The sequence below is a fragment of the Bacillus cereus group sp. N14 genome, assembly GCF_016483555.1.
Taxonomy (GTDB): domain Bacteria; phylum Bacillota; class Bacilli; order Bacillales; family Bacillaceae_G; genus Bacillus_A; species Bacillus_A wiedmannii.
Genome location: NZ_JAEHBQ010000010.1, coordinates 121024 through 144382, shown reverse-complemented (window position 1 = coordinate 144382; position 23359 = coordinate 121024). Strand labels below are relative to the sequence as shown.

Genomic DNA, 23359 nt, shown 5'->3' with positions numbered 1-23359 from the left:
TAACCTAGTTCAAGTTTGTGGAAAACATTCAGAAAATATTTTATAATGTAAGTGGTTACAATTGAGGGGGAATGCGTATGTTTTCAGTTCAACCAATCGCATTTGTACATAATGAAAGAAAGGAAATAAAAGATGATGAGTGGGGAGAAGTAAGATCCTGTATTACTGTAACTGAAATGTATACAGAGGAAAGTATACAAGGGATTGAAGATTTTTCTCATATTGAAGTTGTTTTTTATTTTCATAAAGTAACTGATGAACAAATTCAATATTTTGCTAGACATCCTAGAAATAATAATGATTATCCTAAAGTAGGCATTTTTGCACAGCGCGGGAAAAATCGTCCGAATCGCATAGGAGCAACAATTGTAAAGGTGATCAAAAGAGAAGGTAAATCAATTATTGTTGAGGGGTTAGATGCTATTGATGGCACACCTATATTGGATATAAAGCCGATAATGAAAGAGTTTATGCCGAAAGAAGAAATTGTACAGCCTAAATGGGCAACGGATATAATGAGACAGTATTGGAAGGGGAATGGAGTAAAATGAGAATATATGAGGCAACAATTGCAGATTTAGATGGACTAGCATCAGTTTTTAATAACTATCGTATGTTTTATAGACAAGATTCCGATTTAGAAGGAGCAAAAGTATTTTTGCGAAGTCGAATCGAGAGAAAAGAATCCGTTATTTTTGTTGCAGTTGAAGACGGCAAATATATTGGCTTCGCACAATTATATCCATCATTTTCTTCCATTTCGATGAAAGAATTATGGATTTTAAATGATTTATTTGTACAAGCAACTAAGCGCGGGGCAGGAACAGGTAAAAAATTATTAGAAGCTGCTAAAGAATTTGCATTAGAAAATGGTGCAAAAGGTGTAAAATTACAAACGGAGATTGATAATTTATCAGCACAGCGATTATATGCTGAAAATGGTTATTTGAGAGATAATCGTTATTTTCATTATGAATTAACGTTTTAAAAAAATATAAGATTAAAAGAGACGTTTTCATTGTGAAAACGTCTCTTTTAATTTGTATTATAGTTGATTTAAAATCCAATTTGTAGCATCTTCAAAGTTTTCTGCAATGTAGTTTGGTTCAATATGTGCCCATTTGTCTCGGTACGTATGTAAAGCATCATATCCAGCGCCTGTTCGAACTAATATCGTTGTCGCATGTACTGTTGCGCCTGCAACGATATCAGTCCAGCGATCACCAATTACAGCGCATTTTTTTAAATCAAGCCCATGTTTTTCAGCTGCTTGCAGCAGCATACCTGTACTTGGTTTACGGCATTCACAACCATCACCGTGTTTGTGAGGACATACGTAAATATCATCAAAGCCGAAACCTATTAATTCTTGTGCAAAATCAGCTACAGTTGCTATCCCATCCGCGATACCTGGCTGATTTGTGAAAGAGAAAATTTTTATATTTTGAGATTTTAGTTTTTGCAGAGCTGCTTTTGTAAAAGGAAATAATGTAAAAGATCCGGGGTAATGTATTGTAGTGTCACCACCAATTGTACCGTCACGATCAATAAAAATTGCTTCGATGTTTGTCATAGTTATAGTCCTTTCAATTAAAAAGTAGTTTAAAAATGTTTTACAAATCGATATCCATTTACTTCATATCCTAATTTTTTGTAAAAAGGATGTGCCTCTACTCTTTTTGTTCCACTGACTAGCCATGTGCCGATACAATTATGTGTCTTTGCTAATTGCTCCGCATAATCCATTAATATTTGTCCAATGCCTTTCCGTCGTATTGTAGAATCAACACTAATAATTGAAATCTCTCCATAACGAGTTACATCTTCTAGATTTTCACGTATACGAAACCCAAGTAATCCACATATGGTTTCTTCTTCCTCATAAACATATAAAAAATCAAACGGACTCATTTGTACGAATTGCAATCGGTTGTTCATATCTTCATAGGAAATAGAGGAACCCTTTAATTCTGTTGTTAAAGAACAAAGTGCATCTATATCGCCTATCGTAGCTTCACGAATTTGAAAAGACATATAATCCACTCCAATAAAATGTAATCAAACATTAAATATTCTGTTAAAAAGTATGTATTCCTGCAACGAAAATAAATATTTTATAATGATATATAGATAGTTATATGTTATTCTTTTCCTTGATTGTATTGGAAATGGAAAGAAGGGGAATGTATGTTAGAAGTGAATATCCGCTCTGCCGGATATGATATAGGAGAAAAGACAATTCATGATATTGCCTTTTCAATTGAAAAAGGTGAATTAGTTGCACTTATTGGTGCGAATGGTGCTGGGAAGAGTACGACGATTAAAACGATGCTCGGTTTACTTGTAAATATGAATGGTGAAATATCATTTGGTGAAAAGAAAAATCCTTATGCATACGTGCCGGAACACCCGACATATTATGATTATTTGACGCTTTGGGAACATATCGAACTATTAATGGCTGCTCGCGAGAATGAGGTAGGAAGCTGGGAAAGAAAAGCAGAAGAGTTATTACATATGTTTCGAATGGATAAACATAAACATGAGTATTTATCAAAGTTTTCAAAAGGTATGAAACAAAAATCGATGCTCATTTTGGCATTTTTAACTGAACCAGATTTTTATATCATTGATGAACCTTTTATCGGTTTAGATCCAGTAGCTACGAAAGAGTTTTTAAGTTATTTATATAAAGAAAAAGAACGTGGCGCAGGAATTTTACTTTGTACGCACGTATTAGATACAGCTGAAAGAATTTGTGAGAGATTTTTACTCATTTCACAAGGTACATTAGTCGCAGATGGACATTTAGAATCTATCCAAACGTTAGCGGAAATGCCAGGGAGTTCATTATTAGACTGTTTTGATGTAATCGTAAGGCGTGAACAGCATGATTAAACAACAATTTTATAAAAGATTGCGCCATGAACTGGGGCGTAAATGGAAGTCAATACGTTCTATAACTGATTGGACGGTTGCACTATATATTATTATTCCTGCACTTATATTTATAGGGATTTATTATCGTTCACTATGGATGGAAGAATTATCGATGGGAGAGACAGTTTATTTCGGATTAGGTCTACTCGCATTTTATGTGATTACATATTCTAGAGGAGTTCGCTCATTTTTTGAACAAGCGGATAGTTTATTTTTAATTTCTTATCCCACTCACATGCAAAAGTTAATCCAGTATGGCATGACATATACGTTCATTCGAATAGCGATAACGAATGTAGTGGTAGTAGTTGCTATGTTACCCGTGTTGATGAAAAGTATTGGAGTGGCGCAGGTACAAATCATATTATTTTGGCTATTCTTTACTGCATTTCGATTTATGTTATCGTTGTTAACGAGATTTATTCATATACGTGTGGGGAAACGATGGCTAATATGGATTGTAAAAAATGTGATATTTTCTATAAGTCTATCCTTTTTTGGATTGAGTCTGTTTCTTATTTATAAAAATTCCTTTTATTCTATACTATGTATCGGTCTAGCAGTTTTATTAATCATCGTATTAATAAAAGAAAAACTAAATTATAAAAATTGCTTTTTTAAAGAAGTTGAGAAAGAGAAAGAAGAAAGTATGCGCTGGACGAGTGGGATTATGCAAGTTGGTGGTCATGCGGCTAAACCGAGTAGTTCGAATAAAAAGCCGTGGATGTTTCCACGTTCTAAAAAGTTTTTAGGGAAGAAAAAAGATTCTCGTATTGTTGAATCCTTTTTAAAAGAATTTTTCCGTACAAGTAGTGCACGAATATTTTATATTCAAATTGTATGTATAAGTACTGTAAGTATTATCATGAGTCCGAGGTGGATTGTAGCTATTATTCTTGTATTTTCTTTAGTTGCAATTTCTCGTTATGCGCGCGATTATTGGAATGAATTTACGAAAAAAATGTTTCTTCATTTATATTGTGATGAAGGAAAATTACTACTGTTAAGATGGAAGGCAGATCGCTATTTATTACTTCCAGTACTGCTTTTGTATGGAATAGTTATACTTTCTCATTTTTATTTATTACCAGCTGTAATTGCCGGGATTATTTTTATAGTATGGATTGGTTGGATTGTATTTTTACCATAGAAAAAGAGCCGGAAAATGGCTCTTTTTTTAATCTGTTACACATTGATAAAGGAAATATACTAAAACGAGTATGCTTGCGGCGGAATACATGACATCTAAAGTCATCTGATTGCCTCCTCATTGTTGTTGTATTTATATTGTATGAAATCTTACAATTTCATATTCAAGTGAAAAATATGTGAACGTTAACAAAATTGTAAAGTGCAAAAATTACAATCATTTTGTATAATAGAAGGTACAACCGTTATATAAAACATAATGAGTGAAAGGGGAGGGAACATACATGCCAAATTGGTTTAGAAAAACCTTAGTCGCATTAATTACCGTATTTACATTTGGTTTAGTGACGCCTCCTTCCATATTGCTTGATAATGCCAAAGCTGCGGACAAGCCTACGAGCACAGCTGGGCAACAAAATTTGGAGAGTACGTCCTATACATATGAAGAAACGAATGACAGGTTAACCACTGATACTTTTATTACGTACGCAATGCAAGAAGCAGAGAAGCAGTCGATGCAAAAGTTTGGCACTAAAATTGGTCCAGTAATTGAAGATGAGTTTAAAGATGTAATATTACCGAAAATTGAAGAGGCAATTGCTGAGCTTGCAAGTGATGTGCCAGAGGAGTCATTGCAATCATTAGCAATTTCTCAAAGACCAGCTGGCGGAAATAATGAAAAGATTTTTCATGTGTATGACACGAAATCAGGAAATGACTTATTGCGATTTCATGTAAGAAGAGATCATCCACCGCAAGATGGTTATTATTTTAATTTCCACTATCACCGTTTTGATGATGGGTACTCAGGACACCATGAATTAGGGAATATTTATTGGAATACGAATGTACCGCCAAAGTGGCTTTCTTAAAAAGAACAAGAGAAAATCTTGTTCTTTTTTATGCTTATAGAAGGGTAAGGCAACTATATTGTTGAATAAAATAGGTTTAGGAAAAAAGAAGTAAGGGAGTATGGGAATGCAAAAATATATTGTTTTTGACTTTGATGGCACATTAGTAGATTCACAAAATATATTTGTACCAATTTATAATCAAATTGCTGAAAAGCACGGATATAAAACGGTAAGGGAAGAAGAAATTGAGTATTTGCGTAAATTAACGATGCCAGAGAGATGTAAACAACTTGATGTACCATTGTATAAACTACCGATATTAGCGCTGGAGTTTTATAAATTGTATCAACCCGCTATAAAAGATCTTATTTTGTTTCATGGGATGAAGGATGTATTAGATGAACTGCATAAAAAAGGATACGGAATTGCCGTTATATCTTCTAACTCAGAAGAGCATATTCGGGCATTTTTACACAATAATGATATAGAAAATATACAAGAGGTATATTGTTCTAAAAATTTGTTCGGTAAAGATAAAATGATAAAAAGATTTTTAAAATCGAAAAAAATAACAGAGAAAGATATGTTATACGTCGGTGACGAACAGCGAGACGTAGCAGCGTGTAAAAAGGCTGGGGTGAATGTAATATGGGTATCTTGGGGGTATGATGTTATTGAAACAGTGAAAAAAGATGCACCAGATTATATGGTCAATACACCAATGGAAATTGTACAAGTAGTACAAGGGGCGTATTCTTAATATGAATACACTTTGAGCAGGTATTCAGCATATTGAATTTTGGGTAGCAAATTTGGAGGAATCCATTTCTTTTTACGATCCGAAGGGGTTTATTGTAGAAGTAGCGTATACATCAAATGTAGAAATGCAAGGGGAATAAAAATGAAAACAATTACAGCGTGGCAAAACAATATACAAATAGTAAAAGATGCAGTTAATATTGAAGAAATCTCCAAAGGTTTCTCACCGGATAAGAAATATATAATTACGAGTGCGAATAACGAAAAATATTTATTACGGACAGGCGATATAAAAGAGTATGAAAGAAAGAAAATAGAGTTTCAAATTTTAAATGAAATGCAAAACCGTAGTGTGCAAGCACAAAAACCAATTGAAATGGGTTTGTTGGCAGAAGAAGGTTTATGCTATGGCATTTTTTCATATTTAGAAGGGGAAGATGCGAAGAAGCTATTGCCTACATATACACAAAAAGAACAATATGATATTGGTATAGAAGCAGGAAAAGATTTAGCAAAAATGCATACATATGAAGCTCCTAAGGATATCCTTCCATGGTATGAAAGAGCAATGGAAAAACATCGAAAATATGTAGAGGCATATAAAACATGTGGAATAAAAATAAAAAATGATGATAAAATCATAAAGTTTATAGATGAAAATGAAATATATTTAAAGAACCGCCCAAATCGATTTCAACACGATGATTTTCATTTAGAAAATATAATTGTACGTGATGCGAAATATGTAGGTGTTGTTGATTTTAATGGTTATGATTGGGGTGACCCACTTCATGATTTCGTAAAAATTGCACTATTTGCAAGAGACATTAGTATTCCGTATTCAATCGGACAAATAGAAGGCTACTTTAATGGGGGAATACCAGAGGAGTTTTGGAACTTATATGCGGTGTACGTTGGCATGACAGTTTTCTCATCAGTTGTGTGGTCCTTACGAGCAGCACCGCATATGTTAGAGGATACGTTAGAACGCCTTACTATCGTTTTAGAGGATCATAAAAACTTTGAGTTATTAAAGCCAATCTGGTTTCAGCCAGAAAAGATTGCTATGAAATAGGAAAGGTAGGTGTGATTCACATCTACCTTTATTTTTTTACCATTCTTCATTTTGAAGCAGTTGTAATGCTAACTTTAAATCTACATCTTCCTGTATATGTTCCGGAGTCCAGGGGATATGTATATGCGGTTGTATACCAATTCCGGACATTCCTTCGCCTTTATCTATAATAGAGAGCCGTGAAGTAGGGTAGTAAAGTGCGAATGTATCAGCCCATTCCATTACCGCTAAATTAGAATAATCATTTAAACCAGCAGTAGGACGACCTATTACTTTTACTTTCAATGATTTTTTTGCAACTTTTACAAAAGAATCACCAGAACTTCCACATGTAACATCTGTTAATATAACTACTCTACAAGGTGATTTTCGTCCGTGTATTTTTAATGATTGAAGTTCTTTTGGTAACTCAGAAGTATCAAATGTAACGAATCCTTTTTTATAATTCCTTTTTAAATCTTGAATAAATATATCTGTGAATAATTTGGAAAGTTCGTCTAAAGAATCATAATCTTCCATTTCGATGTCTTTCATACGTAATTGATAGTTTCGTTCTGTATGATTTAATTGCATTGTATCTGAAGAATCTAAAAGGGAGATCTCTTTGTCTTCGAATAAGTAAGGAAGTAATTTAAAAAATGCATCATCACTTCCACCACGATTCAAACGCACATCAATAATTAAGTTCGGAAAAGAATTAAGCTCATTTTTGTGTGAGTCTAATAATTTATTAATCGCTTCAGTATTTGCGAAATCAGTCAAAGTAATTAAGAGTGTGTCTTTATTATGCTGTTTAAATGAATAAATAGGCGTGTATTCATTTTGTTTATACTTTTGTAAAGTAATGGTTTCGATTACGCCATCTTCATTTATAAGTGTACAAGTTGATGATTGTAATAAAACATAATCCCATTTTTCGCGTTCATATGTATTCTCATTTAAATATTTCTTATATTTTATTAATAGCTCAGGAATTTTCATATTATCTAATGCTAAAATTGACTGTCCTTTTTTCACTCTTACTTCATGTGAAGTGGATGTAATATATAGGCGGTCTTCGTATCTTTTCACCTGGAAGCCAATACTGTTAAGAGGTTGATTGTTAGAGTGCACTTTAAAAAACATATGATTATCTTTAAAATCTAGTAAGTAATCACGTACAATTTCAGTAAATTGTACTGGTGTTAGTTCTCCTTGTTTCTCTAGTTTCTCGACTGTCTGTAAATATGTAGTAGGATCGTCCCATCCTTTCTTATCTATACAACCTGAATAATCGTGATGAGTAATCGAAACAATTTCTTTGAAAATTTCTGTGTACACAGCTTTTCCTCCTAATAATTTAATTAGTTGAATAATAGAATTCTGTATCCTTTACGTATTATCCTTTTTTTTGCATAGAGAAAAGGGGAATAGAGGGAAGTGTTATCTTCCCTCTATTAAAATATTTATTTGATTTTCTTAAATACAAGCGGCTGCGTACTTAACATAGCTGGTACATGTAACTGAAGGGATGGGAATTCACCACTTACATTCATTTCATAAGCGAATAATAAACTCATTTTCATTTGGAATAAATCAACTTTTGCAGAGAAGATGTCGTAATGATGATGAGCTAATTGAATATCCATCCCCATAAATTGTACAAATAACGAATCATCTCGTTTGTATACTCGTAATGTTCCGTATGCAGGATGCTCGAAAATACCGGTATAATCTTCTAACTTGTGAGAAGGTGTAGTCCCTTTAATTTGTTCAGGAATGGATTCAGTTGCTTCTTTCATCATTTCCTTCATTTTTTCAGTATCTTCTACAGCACGTTTATGCCAATCAATGAATTCTAATTCAAGTAGTTCGTCATAAATTTGATTAGCGAGATAAGTAGGTAGTAATGTGTCTCCAGCATTCGTTAAAATAACAAGGCCTATGTTTTCTGTTGGTATGAATGAAACAAGTGCTGAAAACCCATCAATATTACCGCCATGATGAATTACCTTATTACCACGGTAAGCGCTAATAAACCAACCAAGACCATAACTATTTAATGGAGATTCCGGAAGTGATAAAACTGGTTGATCTGGAATGGAATTATGTGGTGTATACATTTGTTGTAATAATTCAGAGGAGATTAATTCATGATCTCCAAATTTCCCTTCGTTTAAGTGAAGAAGGACCCAATTTGCCATATCTTCAATTGTAGAATTAATACACCCGGCAGCGCCGACCGTATCGATGTTATGGAATGGAACTTCTTTTATTTTACCGTCATTTTCAACGTAAGGTAATGCATAATCATCTGTATTTTGTGAGTCTGTAACAGAGAAGTTTGTTTGATCCATATTTAAAGGCTCTAAAATATGTTCTGCAACATATTGTTCCCATGTTTGATTCGTAATGTTTTCTACAATATAACTAATTGTCGCATACATTAAGTTGTTATAAAGAAATGCTGTACGAAACGGAGCATCAAGTGGTAAATGTTTTATTTTTTCAACGAGATCTTTTCGAGATAAGGAAGAGCTATACCAAAGAGCCTCATGACGGCTTACACCAGTTCGATGAGAAGCTAAATCTCGTCCGGTAACTTGTGAGCTAGCAAGTAGTTCAGATAAAGAGAAGTTAGGTATATAAGACTGGATAGGAGTATCCCAATTAAACTTTTTTTGTTGTGCTAATAAGCTTAATGAAAGTGTGCCAAAAGCTTTCGTTGAGGAACCGATTGCGAACCGAGTACTCGGTGTAACAGTGTCTTTTGTCTCTAGATTTCGATAGCCAAATCCTTCTGAAATAATAACTTCACCGTCTTTTATAACAGCCACAGCAGCTCCAGGAACGTTTAAATCCTTCATCATTTTTTCAACCGTTGTTTGTAAAGAAGTCATAACAGGAGTTTCAATTTTAGACATACTTCTAACCTCCAAATATAAATTTTATCCTACCGCACTATACTTTCGGTAATAGAAAATGAAAACCTTTTTAATTATGGAAAGTTAATAATTTTGTAAGAATTATTGAAATGAAATTTTATTAATCAAGATTATTAAATTCACTGTTTTTCATGTTATGATAAATTTCATATAAGATTGAAAGAAGGTTTTACTATATATGAAACATGCTGAATATGAATACTTAAATTTATGCCGCCATGTAATGGAGCATGGTACGAAGAAAGAAGATCGTACAGGGACAGGCACTGTATCTGTATTTGGATATCAAATGCGTTTTGATCTAAGTAAAGGTTTTCCTTTATTAACGACAAAGAGAGTGCCATTTCGCCTTGTAGCAAGTGAACTGCTTTGGTTTATGAAAGGTGATACAAATATTCGTTATTTATTGCAGCATAATAATAATATTTGGAATGAATGGGCATTTAAGAGCTGGGTAGAAAGCGATGAGTATACTGGTCCTGATATGACTGATTTCGGTCTTCGCTCACAACAAGATGAAGAATTTAAAGTGCAATACGATGAGCAAATGGAATTGTTTAAAAAGAACGTTTTAGAAGATGATGATTTCTCAAATAAATTTGGTTATTTAGGAGACGTATACGGTAAGCAGTGGCGTGCTTGGAAAACGACAGCTGGTGAGACACTTGATCAATTAAAAGATGTAATTGAAATGATCAAAAAAACGCCGGACTCACGTCGTTTAATTGTTTCTGCTTGGAATCCTGAAGATGTACCAAGTATGGCATTACCACCTTGTCATACGTTATTCCAATTTTATGTAGCAGATGGCAAACTTTCTTGTCAGCTATATCAAAGAAGTGGTGACATATTCCTTGGAATTCCATTTAACATTGCAAGTTATTCACTGCTAACACATTTAATTGCACATGAATGTGATCTTGAAGTGGGAGAATTTGTTCATACAATTGGAGATGCACACATTTATACGAATCATTTTGAACAAGTAGAAAAGCAATTGGCACGTGAACCACGTCCATTCCCGAAACTTACATTAAATCCAGATGTGAAATCTGTATTCGATTTTGAAATGGAAGATTTAACAATTGAAGGATATGATCCACACCCAGCAATTAAAGCACCGGTTGCAGTATAATTGTAGAGGAGATGAAAAAATGATTGTTTCATTTATGGTCGCAATGGACGAGAATAGAGTAATTGGCAAAGATAATAATTTACCTTGGCGTTTACCAAGTGAATTGCAGTATGTAAAGAAAACAACGATGGGCCATTCACTTATTATGGGCAGAAAGAACTACGAAGCGATTGGTAGACCACTGCCTGGAAGACGTAATATTATTGTAACTCGTAATGAAGGGTATCATGTTGAAGGTTGTGAAGTAGCACATTCTGTAGAAGAAGTGTTTGAACTATGCAAAAATGAAGAGGAGATTTTTATTTTTGGTGGAGCGCAAATTTATGATCTCTTTTTACCTTACGTAGACAAGTTATATATAACAAAAATCCACTACGCATTTGAAGGTGATACATTCTTTCCAGAAATGGATATGACAAATTGGAAAGAAGTTTTTGTTGAAAAAGGTTTAACGGATGAAAAGAATCCGTATACGTACTATTATCATGTATATGAGAAACAACAATAATAATAATAATAAGGATTGATGTGAAATTCACATCAATCTTTTTATTTGTATTCGTTAATATAAGTTTATAGATGATATTCAATAGTGCTATAATGAAATCTAGCATGTAAAAATGCTAAAATTTTCAAAAGTATTCATATAGAAAGAGGAGGAGAATTGATTGAGAAAGATATGGGGGATTCTTTTTCTTTGCTTAACGTTCATGTTAGTTGGATGCGGTAAAGAAGAAAAACCACAAGAAGCGTTTGATACATATACAAAAGCATGGAATAAACAAAAATTTGCAGAAATGTATGATCAATTATCAGAAAAGGCAAAAAAAGGTATTTCGAAGAAAGAGTTCACTGAGAAATATGAAAAAATTTATTCTGGCATTGAAGTGAAAAACTTAAAAGTAGAAGCAGGAGAAGTAAAAGAAGATAAAAAAGATGAAGGTCCTGTTCCTTTTAAAGTAAGTATGGATACAGTCGGTGGTAAAATCAATTTTGCCCATGAAGCAAAAATGGTGAAAGAAAAAGATGGAGATAAAGAATCTTGGAAAATAGATTGGACTCCTGATTTTATATTCCCAGGTATGACAAAAGATAGTAAAGTGCGTATGCAAACGACAGAGCCAAAACGTGGTGAAATATACGATCGTAATGGAAAAGGTCTTGCAACGAATGGGAAAGCTTCTGAAATTGGAATAGTTCCAGAAAAATTAGACGATACTGCTCCGCAAACGAAAGAGACAGTAGCGAAGTTATTAAATATGTCTGTAGAAGAAATTGATCAAAAACTAGCTGCTAAATGGGTAAAACCAGGGTATCTCGTACCAATTGGAATTTTGCCTGAGGGGGCAACGCAAAATACGTACATTGATTTATCAGGTGTTTCAACAAAACCTGTAAATGTTCGTACATATCCGTTAGGGGAAGCGGCAGCTCATCTGACTGGTTATATTGGAAAGGTAAATGCTGAAGATTTAAAAACGCTACAAAAGAAAGGCTATCAAGCTGATGATCCAGTTGGTAAAGCCGGTTTAGAGCAAGTATTAGAGGAAAAGCTACGCGGTAAAAAAGGTGGCCGTGTCTTTGTAGAAGATGCGCAAGGAAAAGAAATTAAAAATTTAGCAAAAACAGATGCTGTTGATGGAGAAAATGTAACTTTAACTATTGATAGTGCTGTTCAAGAAAAAACGTATAATGAAATGAAGGGCGAAGCTGGTTCAAGTGCAGCAATTAATCCGAAAAGTGGAGAAACAATTGCACTAGTAAGTAGTCCAGCATATGATCCTAATATAATTGCACGAGGGACATCGAAGGCACAACGCGAAGCATGGAATAATGATCCGAAAAAACCGATGACGAATCGATTTACACAATTATCAGTTCCAGGATCTGTATTTAAGCCTATTACAGCTGCAATTGGTCTTGAAACGAAAACGATTGATCCAAAAGAAGAGTTGAAAATTGAAGGATTAAAATGGACAAAAGATTCTTCTTGGGGTAATTATTATGTAACACGTGTGAAAGATGCAAATCCGATTGATTTGGATAAGGCGATGAAATACTCGGATAATATTTATTTCGCACAAGAAGCTTTGAAAATCGGAAAAGACAAGTTTATGAGTGAAGCGAAAAAATTCGGATTCGATGAGAAATTACCAATTGAATATGGATTCCCAGCTTCTAAAATCGCAAATGATGGTATTAAAAATGATATTCAAATGGCAGATACAGGATATGGACAAGGACAAGTATTAATGACTCCTCTTCATTTAGCTTTAACGTATGCGCCAATTGTAAATGATGGAACGATTCCATCACCGTATATTATTAAAACAGATAAACAACCAAAAGCTTGGAAAGAAAATGTAATTTCTAAAGGAAATCAGGATATATTAAAAACTGCTATGACGAAAGTAATTAATGATCCAGACGGTACAGGGAAAATTGCTAAAATTGATGGAATGACTCTTGCTGGAAAAACAGGGACAGCGGAATTAAAAGTATCGAAAGAGGCCGAAGGAAAAGAACTAGGCTGGTTCGCTGCATTTGATTTGAATTCACCAGATATGGTCATTACAATGATGATTGAAGATGTAAAAGGTAGAGGCGGAAGTAATATTCCAGCTGAAAAAGTGAAACATGTGTTTCAAAAATAGAAAATGATGAAGACTATCTCCATGGAATGTGGAGGTAGTTTTTTGTTTCACCAAAACGTATTGAAAAGATAGTGTTTATTAACTTACGAAAAAAAAGCAGCTATTTTTTATTGACATTGAACATAACTTTTTGTATTATACTTACATAAGGTAAGTTATTTACTTTCGAAATATAAATCTCAAATTAAAGATAAAATGTGTAAAAGGGAGAGAATACAATGACAAAAGTACTATTTATTACAGCAAATCCAAATTCAGCAGAAGGTTCTTTCGGAGTGGCAGTAGGGGAAGCTTTCATCGAGGCTTATAAAAACGAACATCCACAAGACGAAGTTGTAACAATTGATTTATTCAACACTACAGTCCCAGTAATCGATGCAGATGTATTCGCTGCTTGGGGTAAATTTGCAGCAGGTGAAGGTTTTGAAACTTTAACTGAAGTTCAACAACAAAAAGTTGCAGCAATGAACACAAACTTAGAAACATTTATGCATGCAGATCGTTATGTATTCGTAACTCCAATGTGGAACTTTAGCTATCCACCAGTAGTAAAAGCATACTTAGATAACTTAGCAATCGCAGGTAAAACATTCAAGTATACTGAAAATGGTCCAGTTGGCTTATTAGAAGGTAAAAAAGCACTTCATATTCAAGCAACAGGTGGCGTTTATTCTGAAGGAGCATACGCAGCTGTAGACTTCGGCCGCAATCACTTAAAAACAGTATTAGGATTCATCGGTGTAAATGAAACTGAATACATTGCAGTTGAAGGTATGAATGCAAACCCTGAAAAAGCACCAGAAATTAAAGAAGCAGCAATTGCTAATGCTCGTGAATTAGCAAAACGTTTCTAATATAGAATACTTAAAAATGTCCAAGCACTTGTTGTTTGGACATTTTTTCTTCTTTTTCCTTCGTTTGTCTAGTATAATGAAGGTCGGAATGATAATAGGTGGGGGTTCTGTATGATTCAAACGTTTTTTAAAATCTTTTATTTAATTTTAATCGTAATTGCGATTACACCGAGAATGTGGCGTCTGAAAAGACAAGTAAATACGATGTTGCCACAAGAAAAAGATAATGTTGTGTATAAAACGACAAATTGGTTTGGTAAGAAAATGGTACGTGTAGCTGGTGGGGCAATTGAAGTAAATGGTCTGGAAAATGTTCCAAAAGATAAGCCGGTACTAGTTGTAAGTAATCATCAGAGTAATATGGATATTCCTGTTTTACTAGGTTACTTAAATAAACCAATTGGATTTGTTTCAAAAGCAGAGATTAAGAAGTTTCCAGTTGTACCAACTTGGATGGAACTTATGAATTGTGTATTTATGGTTCGTAATGATCGTCGTCAATCTCTTCAAGCGATTAAAGATGGAATTGAGCTGTTAAAGAACGGGCATTCTATCGTAATCTTCCCAGAAGGGACGAGAAGTAAGGGTGGCGAAATTGGAGAGTTTAAGGCTGGGAGTTTTCACCTTGCAGTAAAGTCAGGTGTAGCAATCTTACCTGTAACGTTAGATGGGACATATAAAATGTTTGAAGCGAATGGAAACCGTATGAAACCAGCTCATGCAACAGTAACAATTTCTAAGCCGATTACACCTGAAGAGTATGCGAATATGGATATTAAAGAATTAACGAAGCATACACAGGATGTTATCGCATCACAATTACATAAGTAATAAAAAAGGTTTCAGCTTAATATAAGCTGAAACCTTTTTTATGCTGTAGGTAAGACATAAAAGAGTACGCAGAAGAACATCATCGCACTACCACCTAAAACGAAAAGATGCCAAATGGCATGATTGAAAGGTAACTTTTCCCAAAGGAAGAATATAGCCCCTACAGAATATAAAATTCCACCTGCTAAAAGTAGTGAAAAACCATGTCCAGTTAGATTTTCATAAAGTGGTTTAATAGCAACGATTATGAGCCATCCCATTATGATATAGCATAATGTTGATGCCTTAATAAAGCGACGTACAAAGAAAATTTTGAAGATGATACCTCCGAGTGCTAGTGTCCATATAATAGCGAGTAACGTCCAGCCTAATGGTCCGCGAAGCGTAATAAGTAAAAAAGGAGTATATGTGCCAGCGATTAATAAATAAATGGCTGAGTGATCTAGTATAGTAAATAATTTTTCTACTTTTGGATGATGAATGCTATGTAACAAGGTCGAAAACAAGTACAGTAAAAACATGCTTACACCATAAACCGTAAATGCAACTACAGCAGATGCGGTACCATGCTTAGAGGCATGAATAATTAATATAATTAAGGCAGGGATGCTTAAAATGGCACCGATACCATGTGTAATTGCATTTGCAATTTCTTCTTTCACAAAATGCGTCATTCGTGTCATTTTTTCAGTCATAATGCAAATCCTTTCTACTATCATAAAATAATATGTCATTTCCCTTACCATATCATACACAAGGGCAATAGAAAATGAAATTTGTATAATTGATTATATTTTTGAATTTTTTTGACAAAAAGCAATGGATTTGTTGACGTTTTCAAACTTTTTTGACAAAATAAAATTATGCAATAGTAGGACAAGGAATCTACTAATAAAGGGGATGGAGAAATGTTTTCAAATATTGGCTTTCCAGGATTAATTTTAATTTTAGTAGCTGTACTCATTTTGTTTGGGCCGAAAAAATTGCCAGAAATCGGAAAGGCTTTAGGGGAAACGTTAAAAGAATTCAAAAAATCAACGAAAGAATTGACTGATGATGCATTTCAAGAGAAGGAAAAGAAAGAAAAAATGTAATGAATTTTCCTCGAAATGGATAAATAAAGTGTGGTGAACGAGATGGAAGATCGGGAAATGAGCGTAGTAGAACATATTGTTGAGCTTCGCAAACGAGTAATATATACAGTACTATCCTTTGTCCTATTTTTAATTATCGGATTTACTTTTACGAAGGATATTTATTTTTGGCTAGTAAAAGATTTACCAATGAAATTAACTGTTCTCGGTCCAAGTGATGTATTATGGATTTTTTTCTCGATTGCTACAGTATTTGCTATCGTTTGTACAATTCCTTTTGCTGCTATACAAATTTGGTTATTTGTAAAACCGGGTTTACATCCAAATGAACAAAAAATGACAGTAATGTATATACCGGTATTGTCTATATTATTTATTGCAGGTTTATGTTTTGGATATTTCGTTGTAATGCCGTTTTTATTTCATTTTTTAACTACGATAGGTAATGAAATGTTTAATACGATGTTTACGACAGAAAAGTATTTTCATTTTGTTCTTAATTTAACAGTTCCATTTGCTGTAATTTTTGAATTACCTGTAGTTGTCATGTTTTTAACGAGTATTGGACTGTTAACGGCGGAATTGCTAATAAAAATAAGAAGGTATGCTTACGTAGCATTGATTATCATTGCATCGTGTATATCACCGCCGGATTTTTTATCACATAGTTTAGTAGCGGTACCACTTATTTGTATTTATGAAATTAGTATCGCTTTATCAAAGATTGTCAGTAAGCGGAAAAAGAAAAGAGAAGAAGAAATACAGTCGAAAAGTGCCTCGTTATAAAGGCACTTTTTTTATTTATTTGTTATACTTTAGACATAAACGTATACAATATATAGAAGAAAAAAATTATAGAATCTCCAAAATTTAGACAAACTTTGCGCTTTGCTAAGTTTATACTAAAATTATTAAGCAATATATGGATAACGGGATTCCTGTCTGATCGATATTTAGGACGGAGGATAAATAGAGTGTAAATCTTCTAACCAAAAGGACTACAGGGATTGACTAAGGATACTTTTGTATTCATAGAAGTCTCCACTTTAAACAACGTGTTATAGCGTAAAGTAGAGGAAGTTCAAAAATCCAATGAAAAAGAGGATTGATATTGTGATTACGAAAAGTTTTTATTTCACTCATTCAACAGGGGATTGTATTAAAATATTCGAAATCCCTGTCCTACAGGCACAGCATCCATTATCGTTTCTAATTCAGTCTCGTCTTCAATTATTTATTGCAAAAATTCAAAAACAAAAGCACCCAAGATTTTCGTATTCTTTCCGTGAATATTTGCAAAATTGTTTGAAGTGGAATGATTATTTAAATGTATATAAAACAAATACCCTTGAAAAAAATGCATGATACAGAGTATGGACAGGGTTAGTAAACTCTGTCTTTTTCATTTTAGGTATAAAAATATAATTAATTTGGTGAAATTTGTTCGAAATTGTTGAAAGCACAGGGAATGCTAGTATAATAACAAGGAGAGCGTATTGGAAAGGGAAGAATATAATATGCAAAAAATTAAAATTGTAACAGATTCAACTGCAGATTTAACGCAGGATGTAATCGAAAAGTATGGCATTCATGTGCTACCATTATCAATCTCTGTAAATGGACAAACGTATTTAGATCGCGTTGATTTACAACCTGATGAATTTATTGAAGAAATGATCAAATCAGAGGAATTACCAAAAACATCACAACCGGCAATGGGTACATTTGTAGAAATGTATGACAAGTTAGGTGAAGATGGAAGTGAAGTACTTTCCATTCATATGACAAGTGGAATGAGTGGTACTGTGGCAACTGCCAATAGTGCTGCATCAATGACCGACACAAAAGTAACAGTTGTTGATTCTCAATTTATTACACATGCTTTAGCATATCAAGTAATAGAAGCTGCAAAAATGGCAAATGAAGGACGCTCACTAGAAGAAATTTTAAAACGTGTAGATGAAGTGAGAAAGAATACTCGTTTATATGTAGTAGTAGATACATTAGAAAATTTAGTGAAGGGTGGGCGTATCGGTAAAGGAAAAGCGTTTATCGGTTCGCTACTTAATATAAAGCCAATTGCTAGCCTTGAAGATGGTGTTTATAACCCTGTAACGAAAGTGCGTAGCCAAGGTCAAATTGTAAAAACGTTAGCTAAGTTATTTGAGGAAGATACAGCTGGAAAAGTTGTAAAAGCTGTTGCAATTCCGCATGCGAAAGCAATTCCTTTAGCTGAAAATGTAAAAGCGGCTGTTGAAAAAGTGAGTGGATTTGCTCAATCAGAAATTTTCTTTACAACGCCTATTATTAGTACTCATACAGGTCCAGGTGCAATTGGATTTATGTATTTAGCAGAGTAATAAAAAGCTACTTGAAATGAATTTTCAAGTAGCTTTTTTTTATGTGAATAGAAAGTAAGAAATAAGAAGGGTTATACAGGCACTCCCGCTAATGATATAGCGAGTCTGTAAATATTCATTCATAGAAAACACCCACTGATTAAAGTTTTACTTTATGATTTTCTATAGTATATGTTGGATATAGAAAATAAGTAGTTACGTTATACGTGTAATGTTTCAATTTTTTCATTTACTTGCTTACCGTTTGTTGCGTTATTATAAGTAAAGGTTTGGCCTAAAAAGAGTACATGCAGTTGTTCCCACGGTAACATACGTAAATTCCAATTATTTCGAAGCCTTGTTACTGCCTCGCGGGGTGTTTCATCGGCGAGGGCAAAAGCTCCGTAATGCATCGGTATAAAGTGTGTAGCGTTTAAATCTAAATAAGCTTGCACTGCCTCTTCAGGTGAAACATGAGATGCTTTCATAAACCACTCTGGTTCATAAGCGCCAATTGGCATAAGGGCAATATCAATTGAAAAGCGTCTGCCAATTTCTTTGAAACCTTGGAAATAGCCACTGTCACCACAAAAATAGACGGTTTCTTTCGTTGGTTCATTATTAATAATCCATCCACCCCAATGTGATGTATTCATATCAAATAAGGATCTTCTCGTCCAGTGCTGAGCAGGTACGAAGTGAAAGGAAACATCATTAATGATTGTATTTTCCCACCAATTATACTCTTCTACATGAGTAAATTTTTTGCGAGTAAATAGTTTTTTCAGTCCAATAGGTACAAGGTATAAAACATCATCATTTAGCTGGCGAAGCGATGAAAAATCTAAATGATCATAATGACCGTGTGAAATGAGGACAATATCAATTTTAGGTAGTTCTTGTATAGAAAGACCAGGTTCAGTAAGTCTTGGAACTAATTTTAATTTAGTAGCCCATACTGGATCTGTTAATATATTCAGCCCATTCGTTTGGATAAGGAATGTGGAATGACCAATCCAAGTTACAGACGTCTTTTCAAAGTTGTTTTGTAGGAATTTACTTTGTTTAACAGGTGATTGTTCTACTAAAAAAGAAAAATCCTTTTTATTTTGTTTTCGTTCTTTTCGCCAACGTATAAAGGAACGAATTGATTTTTTTGTACTCACATTATCCATGTTTTCATAACGTTTTGTCATGAACATCACCTCATTTAAAATCGTTGTAATTGTATTGTACCGAAATGTTGTTAAGGAATACAGTGTATAACATGGATGAATGTTTAAGGAATTGTTAAAAAATAGGGGGATGCGTTTACAAAAGTAACAATAAAATTAGTTTTGCAACTTCTATTTAGAGAAATAATAGTAAAAAAATAAATTTTGTCTAGTAATTGGCTTGAAATAAAGAAGTAACATACGTAAATTCGTACGATTTCGTGAACAAATGTAGTAAACAATTTTCTCGTAGTGTTAACTTTTGTTATGATAAACATAACCTATTTAAATTTAGGATAGAGAAAAGAGGTTTATAAATGAAGCGTTATCAAAAAATAATTGGTCTTATGGTTGTATTTTGTCTCTTTGTACTTGCTGGATGTAGTGGATCGGGTTCAAAGCTTCGTAAACCATTGAATTGGGATTTAGAAACTTTCCAATTTACAAATCAAGATGGAAAGTCATTTGGTACAAAAGATTTAAAAGGGAAAGTTTGGGTTGCAGATTTTATGTTCACAAATTGTCAAACAGTTTGTCCACCAATGACTGCAAATATGGCCAAGCTGCAAAAGATGGCAAAAGAAGAGAAGATAGACGTTCAGTTTGTTTCATTTAGTGTAGATCCAGACCTTGATAAGCCGGAAAATCTGAAAGCTTTTATTCAAAAGTTTACAGAGGATACTAGTAACTGGAATTTATTAACGGGATATTCGTTAGAAGATATTACGAAGTTTTCAAAAGATAATTTCCAATCACTTGTAGATAAGCCGGAGAATGGTCAGGTCATGCATGGTACATCATTTTATTTAATTGATCAAAACGGAAAAGTAATGAAAAAGTATAGTGGCATTAGTAATACGCCATACGAAGACATTATACGTGATATGAAGCGATTAGTGGATTGAAAATAAGGGTGCATAGCACCCTTATTTTTTTGCATTAGTCTATGGATAAAATGTCATGTTGTTGTGGAAGTTTTGGTGCCCGAATTTCTAACACGCCGTTTTGATACGAAGCTTTCGCTGCTTTTTTATTAATTGAGTACGGTAATTTAATCAATCTTGATGCTTCTGAAATGGAACGTTCTCGGCGATAATAGTTATGAGATGTTTCTTCATCTGCTTCTTCTAGTATCTCTTCTTTTACAGAGACCTTTAAGTATTCAGTTTGTATTTCAATTTGAATTTGTTCTTTTTGGATACCCGGCAGTTCAGCTGTAACTACAAGCTCTTCACCAACTTCATATAAATCTACAGGGAATGTTAATAAACGGTTTCCTTTTTGGAAAAAATGATTTAAATCAGCGATTACATTGCGAAGTGGTGTTTGCTCGAAGAAATCATCAATTTGCTTTAAATAATTGCGAACCGGTGGGCGAGAAGAGTCTTTTTTTTCTTCACTCATGGTATTCCCTCCTAGAAATCAATTTGCAATATCATATGACAAAAGCGGAGAAAGGTGATTGCCTAGTTTTCATGTTTTCATAAAAAATTGTTAAAAATGTGAAATGGAGTGATTTTTTTATAGTTTTTGGTCGCCATATTCAATTGATTATGCTAGTATAAATAGGGTTGATATAGTAGTATATAGACAGAATGAAAACTGAAAGAGGGTAAGAAGTATGTGTGGTTTTGTAGGATGTTTATGTGAAAACCCTAGAGAGTTTTCAGAAACAGAAAAACATCAATTTGAAAATATGAACACGATGATTTTCCACCGCGGTCCAGATGACGAAGGATATTTTCGTGATGAACATGTACAATTTGGCTTCCGCCGTTTAAGTATCATTGACTTAGAGGCAGGACATCAGCCGCTAACTTATGAAAATGATCGATATGTAATTATTTTTAATGGTGAAATTTACAACTATGTAGAATTACGTGAAATGTTACTTGAAAAAGGTGCAACGTTTGCAACACAATCTGATACAGAAGTTATCATTGCATTGTATGCACATATGAAAGAAAAATGTGTAGACTATCTTCGTGGTATGTTTGCATTTATGATTTGGGATCGTGAAGAGAAGAAACTTTTCGGTGCACGTGACCACTTCGGTATTAAACCTTTATACGTCGCACAACAAGGTGATACTACATTCTTCGCATCTGAGAAGAAAAGTATTATGCATGTGATGGAAGATAAAGGAGTTAATCCAACGTCACTACAACATTACTTTACGTACCAATATGGTCCAGAGCCAGAAACATTAACAATTGATGTTAATAAAATCGAGCCTGGTCATTATTTCGTAAAAGAAATCGGTAAAGAGATGGAGATCCATCGCTACTGGAAACCTTATTTCAATGCTTCAAGCGCAACGAAAGAGGAGCATATCCAAGCAATTCGTGATGTGTTATACGATTCAGTAAAAGTGCATATGCGCAGTGATGTACCAGTAGGTTCATTCTTATCTGGTGGTATCGATTCATCTATTATCGCTTCTATCGCAAGAGAAATGAATCCAAATCTTTTAACATTCTCTATTGGTTTTGAACAACGTGGTTTCAGTGAAGTTGATGTTGCCAAAGAAACTGCTGAGAAATTAGGCGTTAAAAACCATAACGTATTCATTTCAGCGAAAGAGTTTATGGATGAGTTCCCAAAAATCATTTGGCATATGGATGATCCTTTAGCTGATCCAGCAGCTGTACCATTGTACTTCGTTGCAAAAGAAGCACGTAAGCATGTAACAGTTGTTCTTTCAGGTGAAGGTGCAGACGAGCTATTTGGTGGTTATAACATTTATCGTGAGCCAAACTCACTAAAAATGTTCTCTTACATTCCTAGCCCAGGTAAGAGCGTTCTAAAAGCATTAAGTGGTGCTCTTAAAGAAGGATTTAAAGGAAAGAGCTTCCTAGAGCGTGGATGTACGCCAATTGAAGAGCGTTACTATGGAAACGCGAAAATCTTCCGTGAAGAAGAGAAAGTTGAATTAATGAAGTATTACAATGAAAGTGTTAACTATATGGATATCACGAAACCATTGTATAACGAGATTAAAGATTATGATGATGTAAGCAAAATGCAGTATATTGACATGTTCACATGGTTACGCGGTGACATTTTATTAAAAGCTGATAAAATGACAATGGCAAACTCATTAGAACTTCGTGTACCGTTCTTAGATAAAGAAGTATTTGATGTTGCATCTAAAATTCCAACTGAATTTAAGATTGCTAACGGAACTACGAAAGCTATTTTACGTGAAGCGGCACGCGGAATCGTTCCAGATCACGTATTAGATCGTAAAAAACTTGGATTCCCAGTACCAATTCGTCACTGGTTAAAAGACGAAATGCATGATTGGGCTATCAATATTATAAACGAGAGTAAAACAGAGCATTTAATCGACAAACAGTATGTATTAAACTTACTGGAAGCACATTGTGCAGATAAAGGCGATTATAGCCGTAAAATTTGGACTGTACTTGCGTTTATGGTATGGCACCAAATTTATGTTGAGCATAAATACGATACGAATAAGTTCCATGAAGAAACAAAACGTGCGTATAGCTTAGTTTAATTAGAAAAACCTTA

25 protein-coding genes and 1 pseudogene are annotated in these 23359 nt (G+C 33.9%); 19 read left to right on the top strand and 7 right to left on the bottom strand.

Annotated features, from left to right (window positions below):
* The first annotated feature begins 77 nt into the window (after nt 1–77).
* Nucleotides 78–551, top strand: a complete 474-nt coding sequence (locus tag JDS82_RS16225) for an SAM-dependent methyltransferase (RefSeq protein WP_000493248.1) — start codon at nt 78–80, stop codon at nt 549–551.
* Complete coding sequence (locus JDS82_RS16220) at nt 548–988, top strand: GNAT family N-acetyltransferase (protein ID WP_199713584.1); 441 nt, start codon at nt 548–550, stop codon at nt 986–988. Before JDS82_RS16225 ends, JDS82_RS16220 begins: the two co-directional genes overlap by 4 nt.
* Before the next feature lie 57 nt (nt 989–1045).
* On the opposite strand, the gene JDS82_RS16215 is transcribed toward JDS82_RS16220, so the two are convergent.
* Both JDS82_RS16215 and JDS82_RS16210 read right to left on the bottom strand, forming a co-directional pair.
* Entirely contained in the window at nt 1046–1573 is a 528-nt protein-coding gene (locus tag JDS82_RS16215; protein ID WP_000181713.1) for an HAD-IIIA family hydrolase, read from the bottom strand.
* A 29-nt stretch (nt 1574–1602) separates the two neighbouring features.
* Nucleotides 1603–2034, bottom strand: a complete 432-nt coding sequence (locus JDS82_RS16210; protein ID WP_000009790.1) for a GNAT family N-acetyltransferase — start codon at nt 2032–2034, stop codon at nt 1603–1605.
* Between the two features lie 153 nt (nt 2035–2187).
* On the opposite strand from JDS82_RS16210, the gene JDS82_RS16205 reads away from it, so the two are divergent.
* From JDS82_RS16205 to JDS82_RS16180, 6 genes and pseudogenes are all read left to right on the top strand, one after another.
* Nucleotides 2188–2898 (top strand): ABC transporter ATP-binding protein, encoded by a 711-nt coding sequence (locus JDS82_RS16205; protein ID WP_000895230.1) that lies wholly within the window; start codon nt 2188–2190, stop codon nt 2896–2898.
* Nucleotides 2891–4090, top strand: a complete 1200-nt coding sequence (locus JDS82_RS16200; protein WP_000595453.1) for an ABC transporter permease — start codon at nt 2891–2893, stop codon at nt 4088–4090. Before JDS82_RS16205 ends, JDS82_RS16200 begins: the two co-directional genes overlap by 8 nt.
* A 283-nt stretch (nt 4091–4373) precedes the next feature.
* A complete protein-coding gene (locus tag JDS82_RS16195) occupies nt 4374–4961 on the top strand; it encodes a YpjP family protein (RefSeq protein ID WP_001134419.1) in 588 nt (195 codons plus the stop codon).
* Nucleotides 4962–5067: 106 nt separating this feature from the next.
* Nucleotides 5068–5703, top strand: coding sequence for an HAD family hydrolase (locus JDS82_RS16190; protein ID WP_046955676.1), 636 nt, complete (start codon nt 5068–5070; stop codon nt 5701–5703).
* Nucleotides 5704–5725: 22 nt separating this feature from the next.
* Nucleotides 5726–5839: pseudogene (locus tag JDS82_RS30375) on the top strand (aminoglycoside phosphotransferase); the annotation flags it as partial.
* A 5-nt stretch (nt 5840–5844) separates the two neighbouring features.
* Nucleotides 5845–6777, top strand: a complete 933-nt coding sequence (locus JDS82_RS16180; RefSeq protein ID WP_098058080.1) for an aminoglycoside phosphotransferase family protein — start codon at nt 5845–5847, stop codon at nt 6775–6777.
* A gap of 36 nt (nt 6778–6813) precedes the next feature.
* Here the strand turns inward: JDS82_RS16180 and JDS82_RS16175 are convergent, their stop codons facing one another.
* Entirely contained in the window at nt 6814–8097 is a 1284-nt protein-coding gene (locus tag JDS82_RS16175) for a S41 family peptidase (protein WP_000287825.1), read from the bottom strand.
* A 125-nt stretch (nt 8098–8222) separates the two neighbouring features.
* Nucleotides 8223–9680: a serine hydrolase gene (locus JDS82_RS16170; RefSeq protein WP_048566482.1), complete on the bottom strand. Its 1458-nt coding sequence runs from the start codon at nt 9678–9680 to the stop codon at nt 8223–8225.
* A 199-nt stretch (nt 9681–9879) separates the two neighbouring features.
* Here JDS82_RS16170 and JDS82_RS16165 point away from each other — a divergent pair, with 199 nt between their 5' ends.
* The 5 genes from JDS82_RS16165 (at nt 9880) to JDS82_RS16145 (ending at nt 15175) form a co-directional block, all read left to right on the top strand.
* The gene (locus JDS82_RS16165) at nt 9880–10836 is read left to right on the top strand and encodes a thymidylate synthase (protein ID WP_000679623.1); all 957 of its coding nucleotides are present in this window, start codon (nt 9880–9882) and stop codon (nt 10834–10836) included.
* Nucleotides 10837–10855: 19 nt separating this feature from the next.
* Nucleotides 10856–11344: a dihydrofolate reductase gene (locus tag JDS82_RS16160; protein ID WP_000637215.1), complete on the top strand. Its 489-nt coding sequence runs from the start codon at nt 10856–10858 to the stop codon at nt 11342–11344.
* A gap of 160 nt (nt 11345–11504) precedes the next feature.
* Nucleotides 11505–13490, top strand: coding sequence for a penicillin-binding protein 3 (gene pbpC, locus JDS82_RS16155; RefSeq protein WP_199713583.1), 1986 nt, complete (start codon nt 11505–11507; stop codon nt 13488–13490).
* Between the two features lie 218 nt (nt 13491–13708).
* Nucleotides 13709–14344, top strand: a complete 636-nt coding sequence (locus JDS82_RS16150) for an FMN-dependent NADH-azoreductase (protein ID WP_000170044.1) — start codon at nt 13709–13711, stop codon at nt 14342–14344.
* A 111-nt stretch (nt 14345–14455) separates the two neighbouring features.
* Entirely contained in the window at nt 14456–15175 is a 720-nt protein-coding gene (locus tag JDS82_RS16145) for a lysophospholipid acyltransferase family protein (protein ID WP_199713582.1), read from the top strand.
* Between the two features lie 38 nt (nt 15176–15213).
* Here JDS82_RS16145 and trhA read toward each other — a convergent pair whose 3' ends face one another.
* A complete protein-coding gene (gene trhA / locus JDS82_RS16140) occupies nt 15214–15870 on the bottom strand; it encodes a PAQR family membrane homeostasis protein TrhA (protein ID WP_000136880.1) in 657 nt (218 codons plus the stop codon).
* 213 nt (nt 15871–16083) lie between these two features.
* On the opposite strand from trhA, the gene JDS82_RS16135 reads away from it, so the two are divergent.
* The 4 genes from JDS82_RS16135 (at nt 16084) to JDS82_RS16120 (ending at nt 18629) form a co-directional block, all read left to right on the top strand.
* Nucleotides 16084–16269, top strand: a complete 186-nt coding sequence (locus JDS82_RS16135) for a twin-arginine translocase TatA/TatE family subunit (RefSeq protein ID WP_000492443.1) — start codon at nt 16084–16086, stop codon at nt 16267–16269.
* Between the two features lie 42 nt (nt 16270–16311).
* A complete protein-coding gene (gene tatC / locus JDS82_RS16130; RefSeq protein ID WP_000390128.1) occupies nt 16312–17055 on the top strand; it encodes a twin-arginine translocase subunit TatC in 744 nt (247 codons plus the stop codon).
* 327 nt (nt 17056–17382) lie between these two features.
* Entirely contained in the window at nt 17383–17634 is a 252-nt protein-coding gene (locus tag JDS82_RS16125) for a DUF2535 family protein (protein ID WP_000629012.1), read from the top strand.
* A gap of 152 nt (nt 17635–17786) precedes the next feature.
* Nucleotides 17787–18629, top strand: a complete 843-nt coding sequence (locus tag JDS82_RS16120) for a DegV family protein (RefSeq protein WP_033657798.1) — start codon at nt 17787–17789, stop codon at nt 18627–18629.
* A 200-nt stretch (nt 18630–18829) separates the two neighbouring features.
* On the opposite strand, the gene JDS82_RS16115 is transcribed toward JDS82_RS16120, so the two are convergent.
* Nucleotides 18830–19804 (bottom strand): MBL fold metallo-hydrolase, encoded by a 975-nt coding sequence (locus tag JDS82_RS16115; RefSeq protein WP_199713581.1) that lies wholly within the window; start codon nt 19802–19804, stop codon nt 18830–18832.
* Nucleotides 19805–20139: 335 nt separating this feature from the next.
* Between JDS82_RS16115 and JDS82_RS16110 the strand changes: the two genes are divergently transcribed.
* On the top strand, nt 20140–20727 hold the full coding sequence (locus JDS82_RS16110; protein WP_000833345.1) for an SCO family protein: 588 nt from the start codon (nt 20140–20142) through the stop codon (nt 20725–20727).
* A 34-nt stretch (nt 20728–20761) separates the two neighbouring features.
* Here the strand turns inward: JDS82_RS16110 and JDS82_RS16105 are convergent, their stop codons facing one another.
* Entirely contained in the window at nt 20762–21226 is a 465-nt protein-coding gene (locus tag JDS82_RS16105; RefSeq protein WP_001288089.1) for an Hsp20/alpha crystallin family protein, read from the bottom strand.
* Between the two features lie 217 nt (nt 21227–21443).
* On the opposite strand from JDS82_RS16105, the gene asnB reads away from it, so the two are divergent.
* Complete coding sequence (gene asnB, locus JDS82_RS16100; protein WP_000333826.1) at nt 21444–23345, top strand: asparagine synthase (glutamine-hydrolyzing); 1902 nt, start codon at nt 21444–21446, stop codon at nt 23343–23345.
* Nucleotides 23346–23359: the final 14 nt, after the last annotated feature.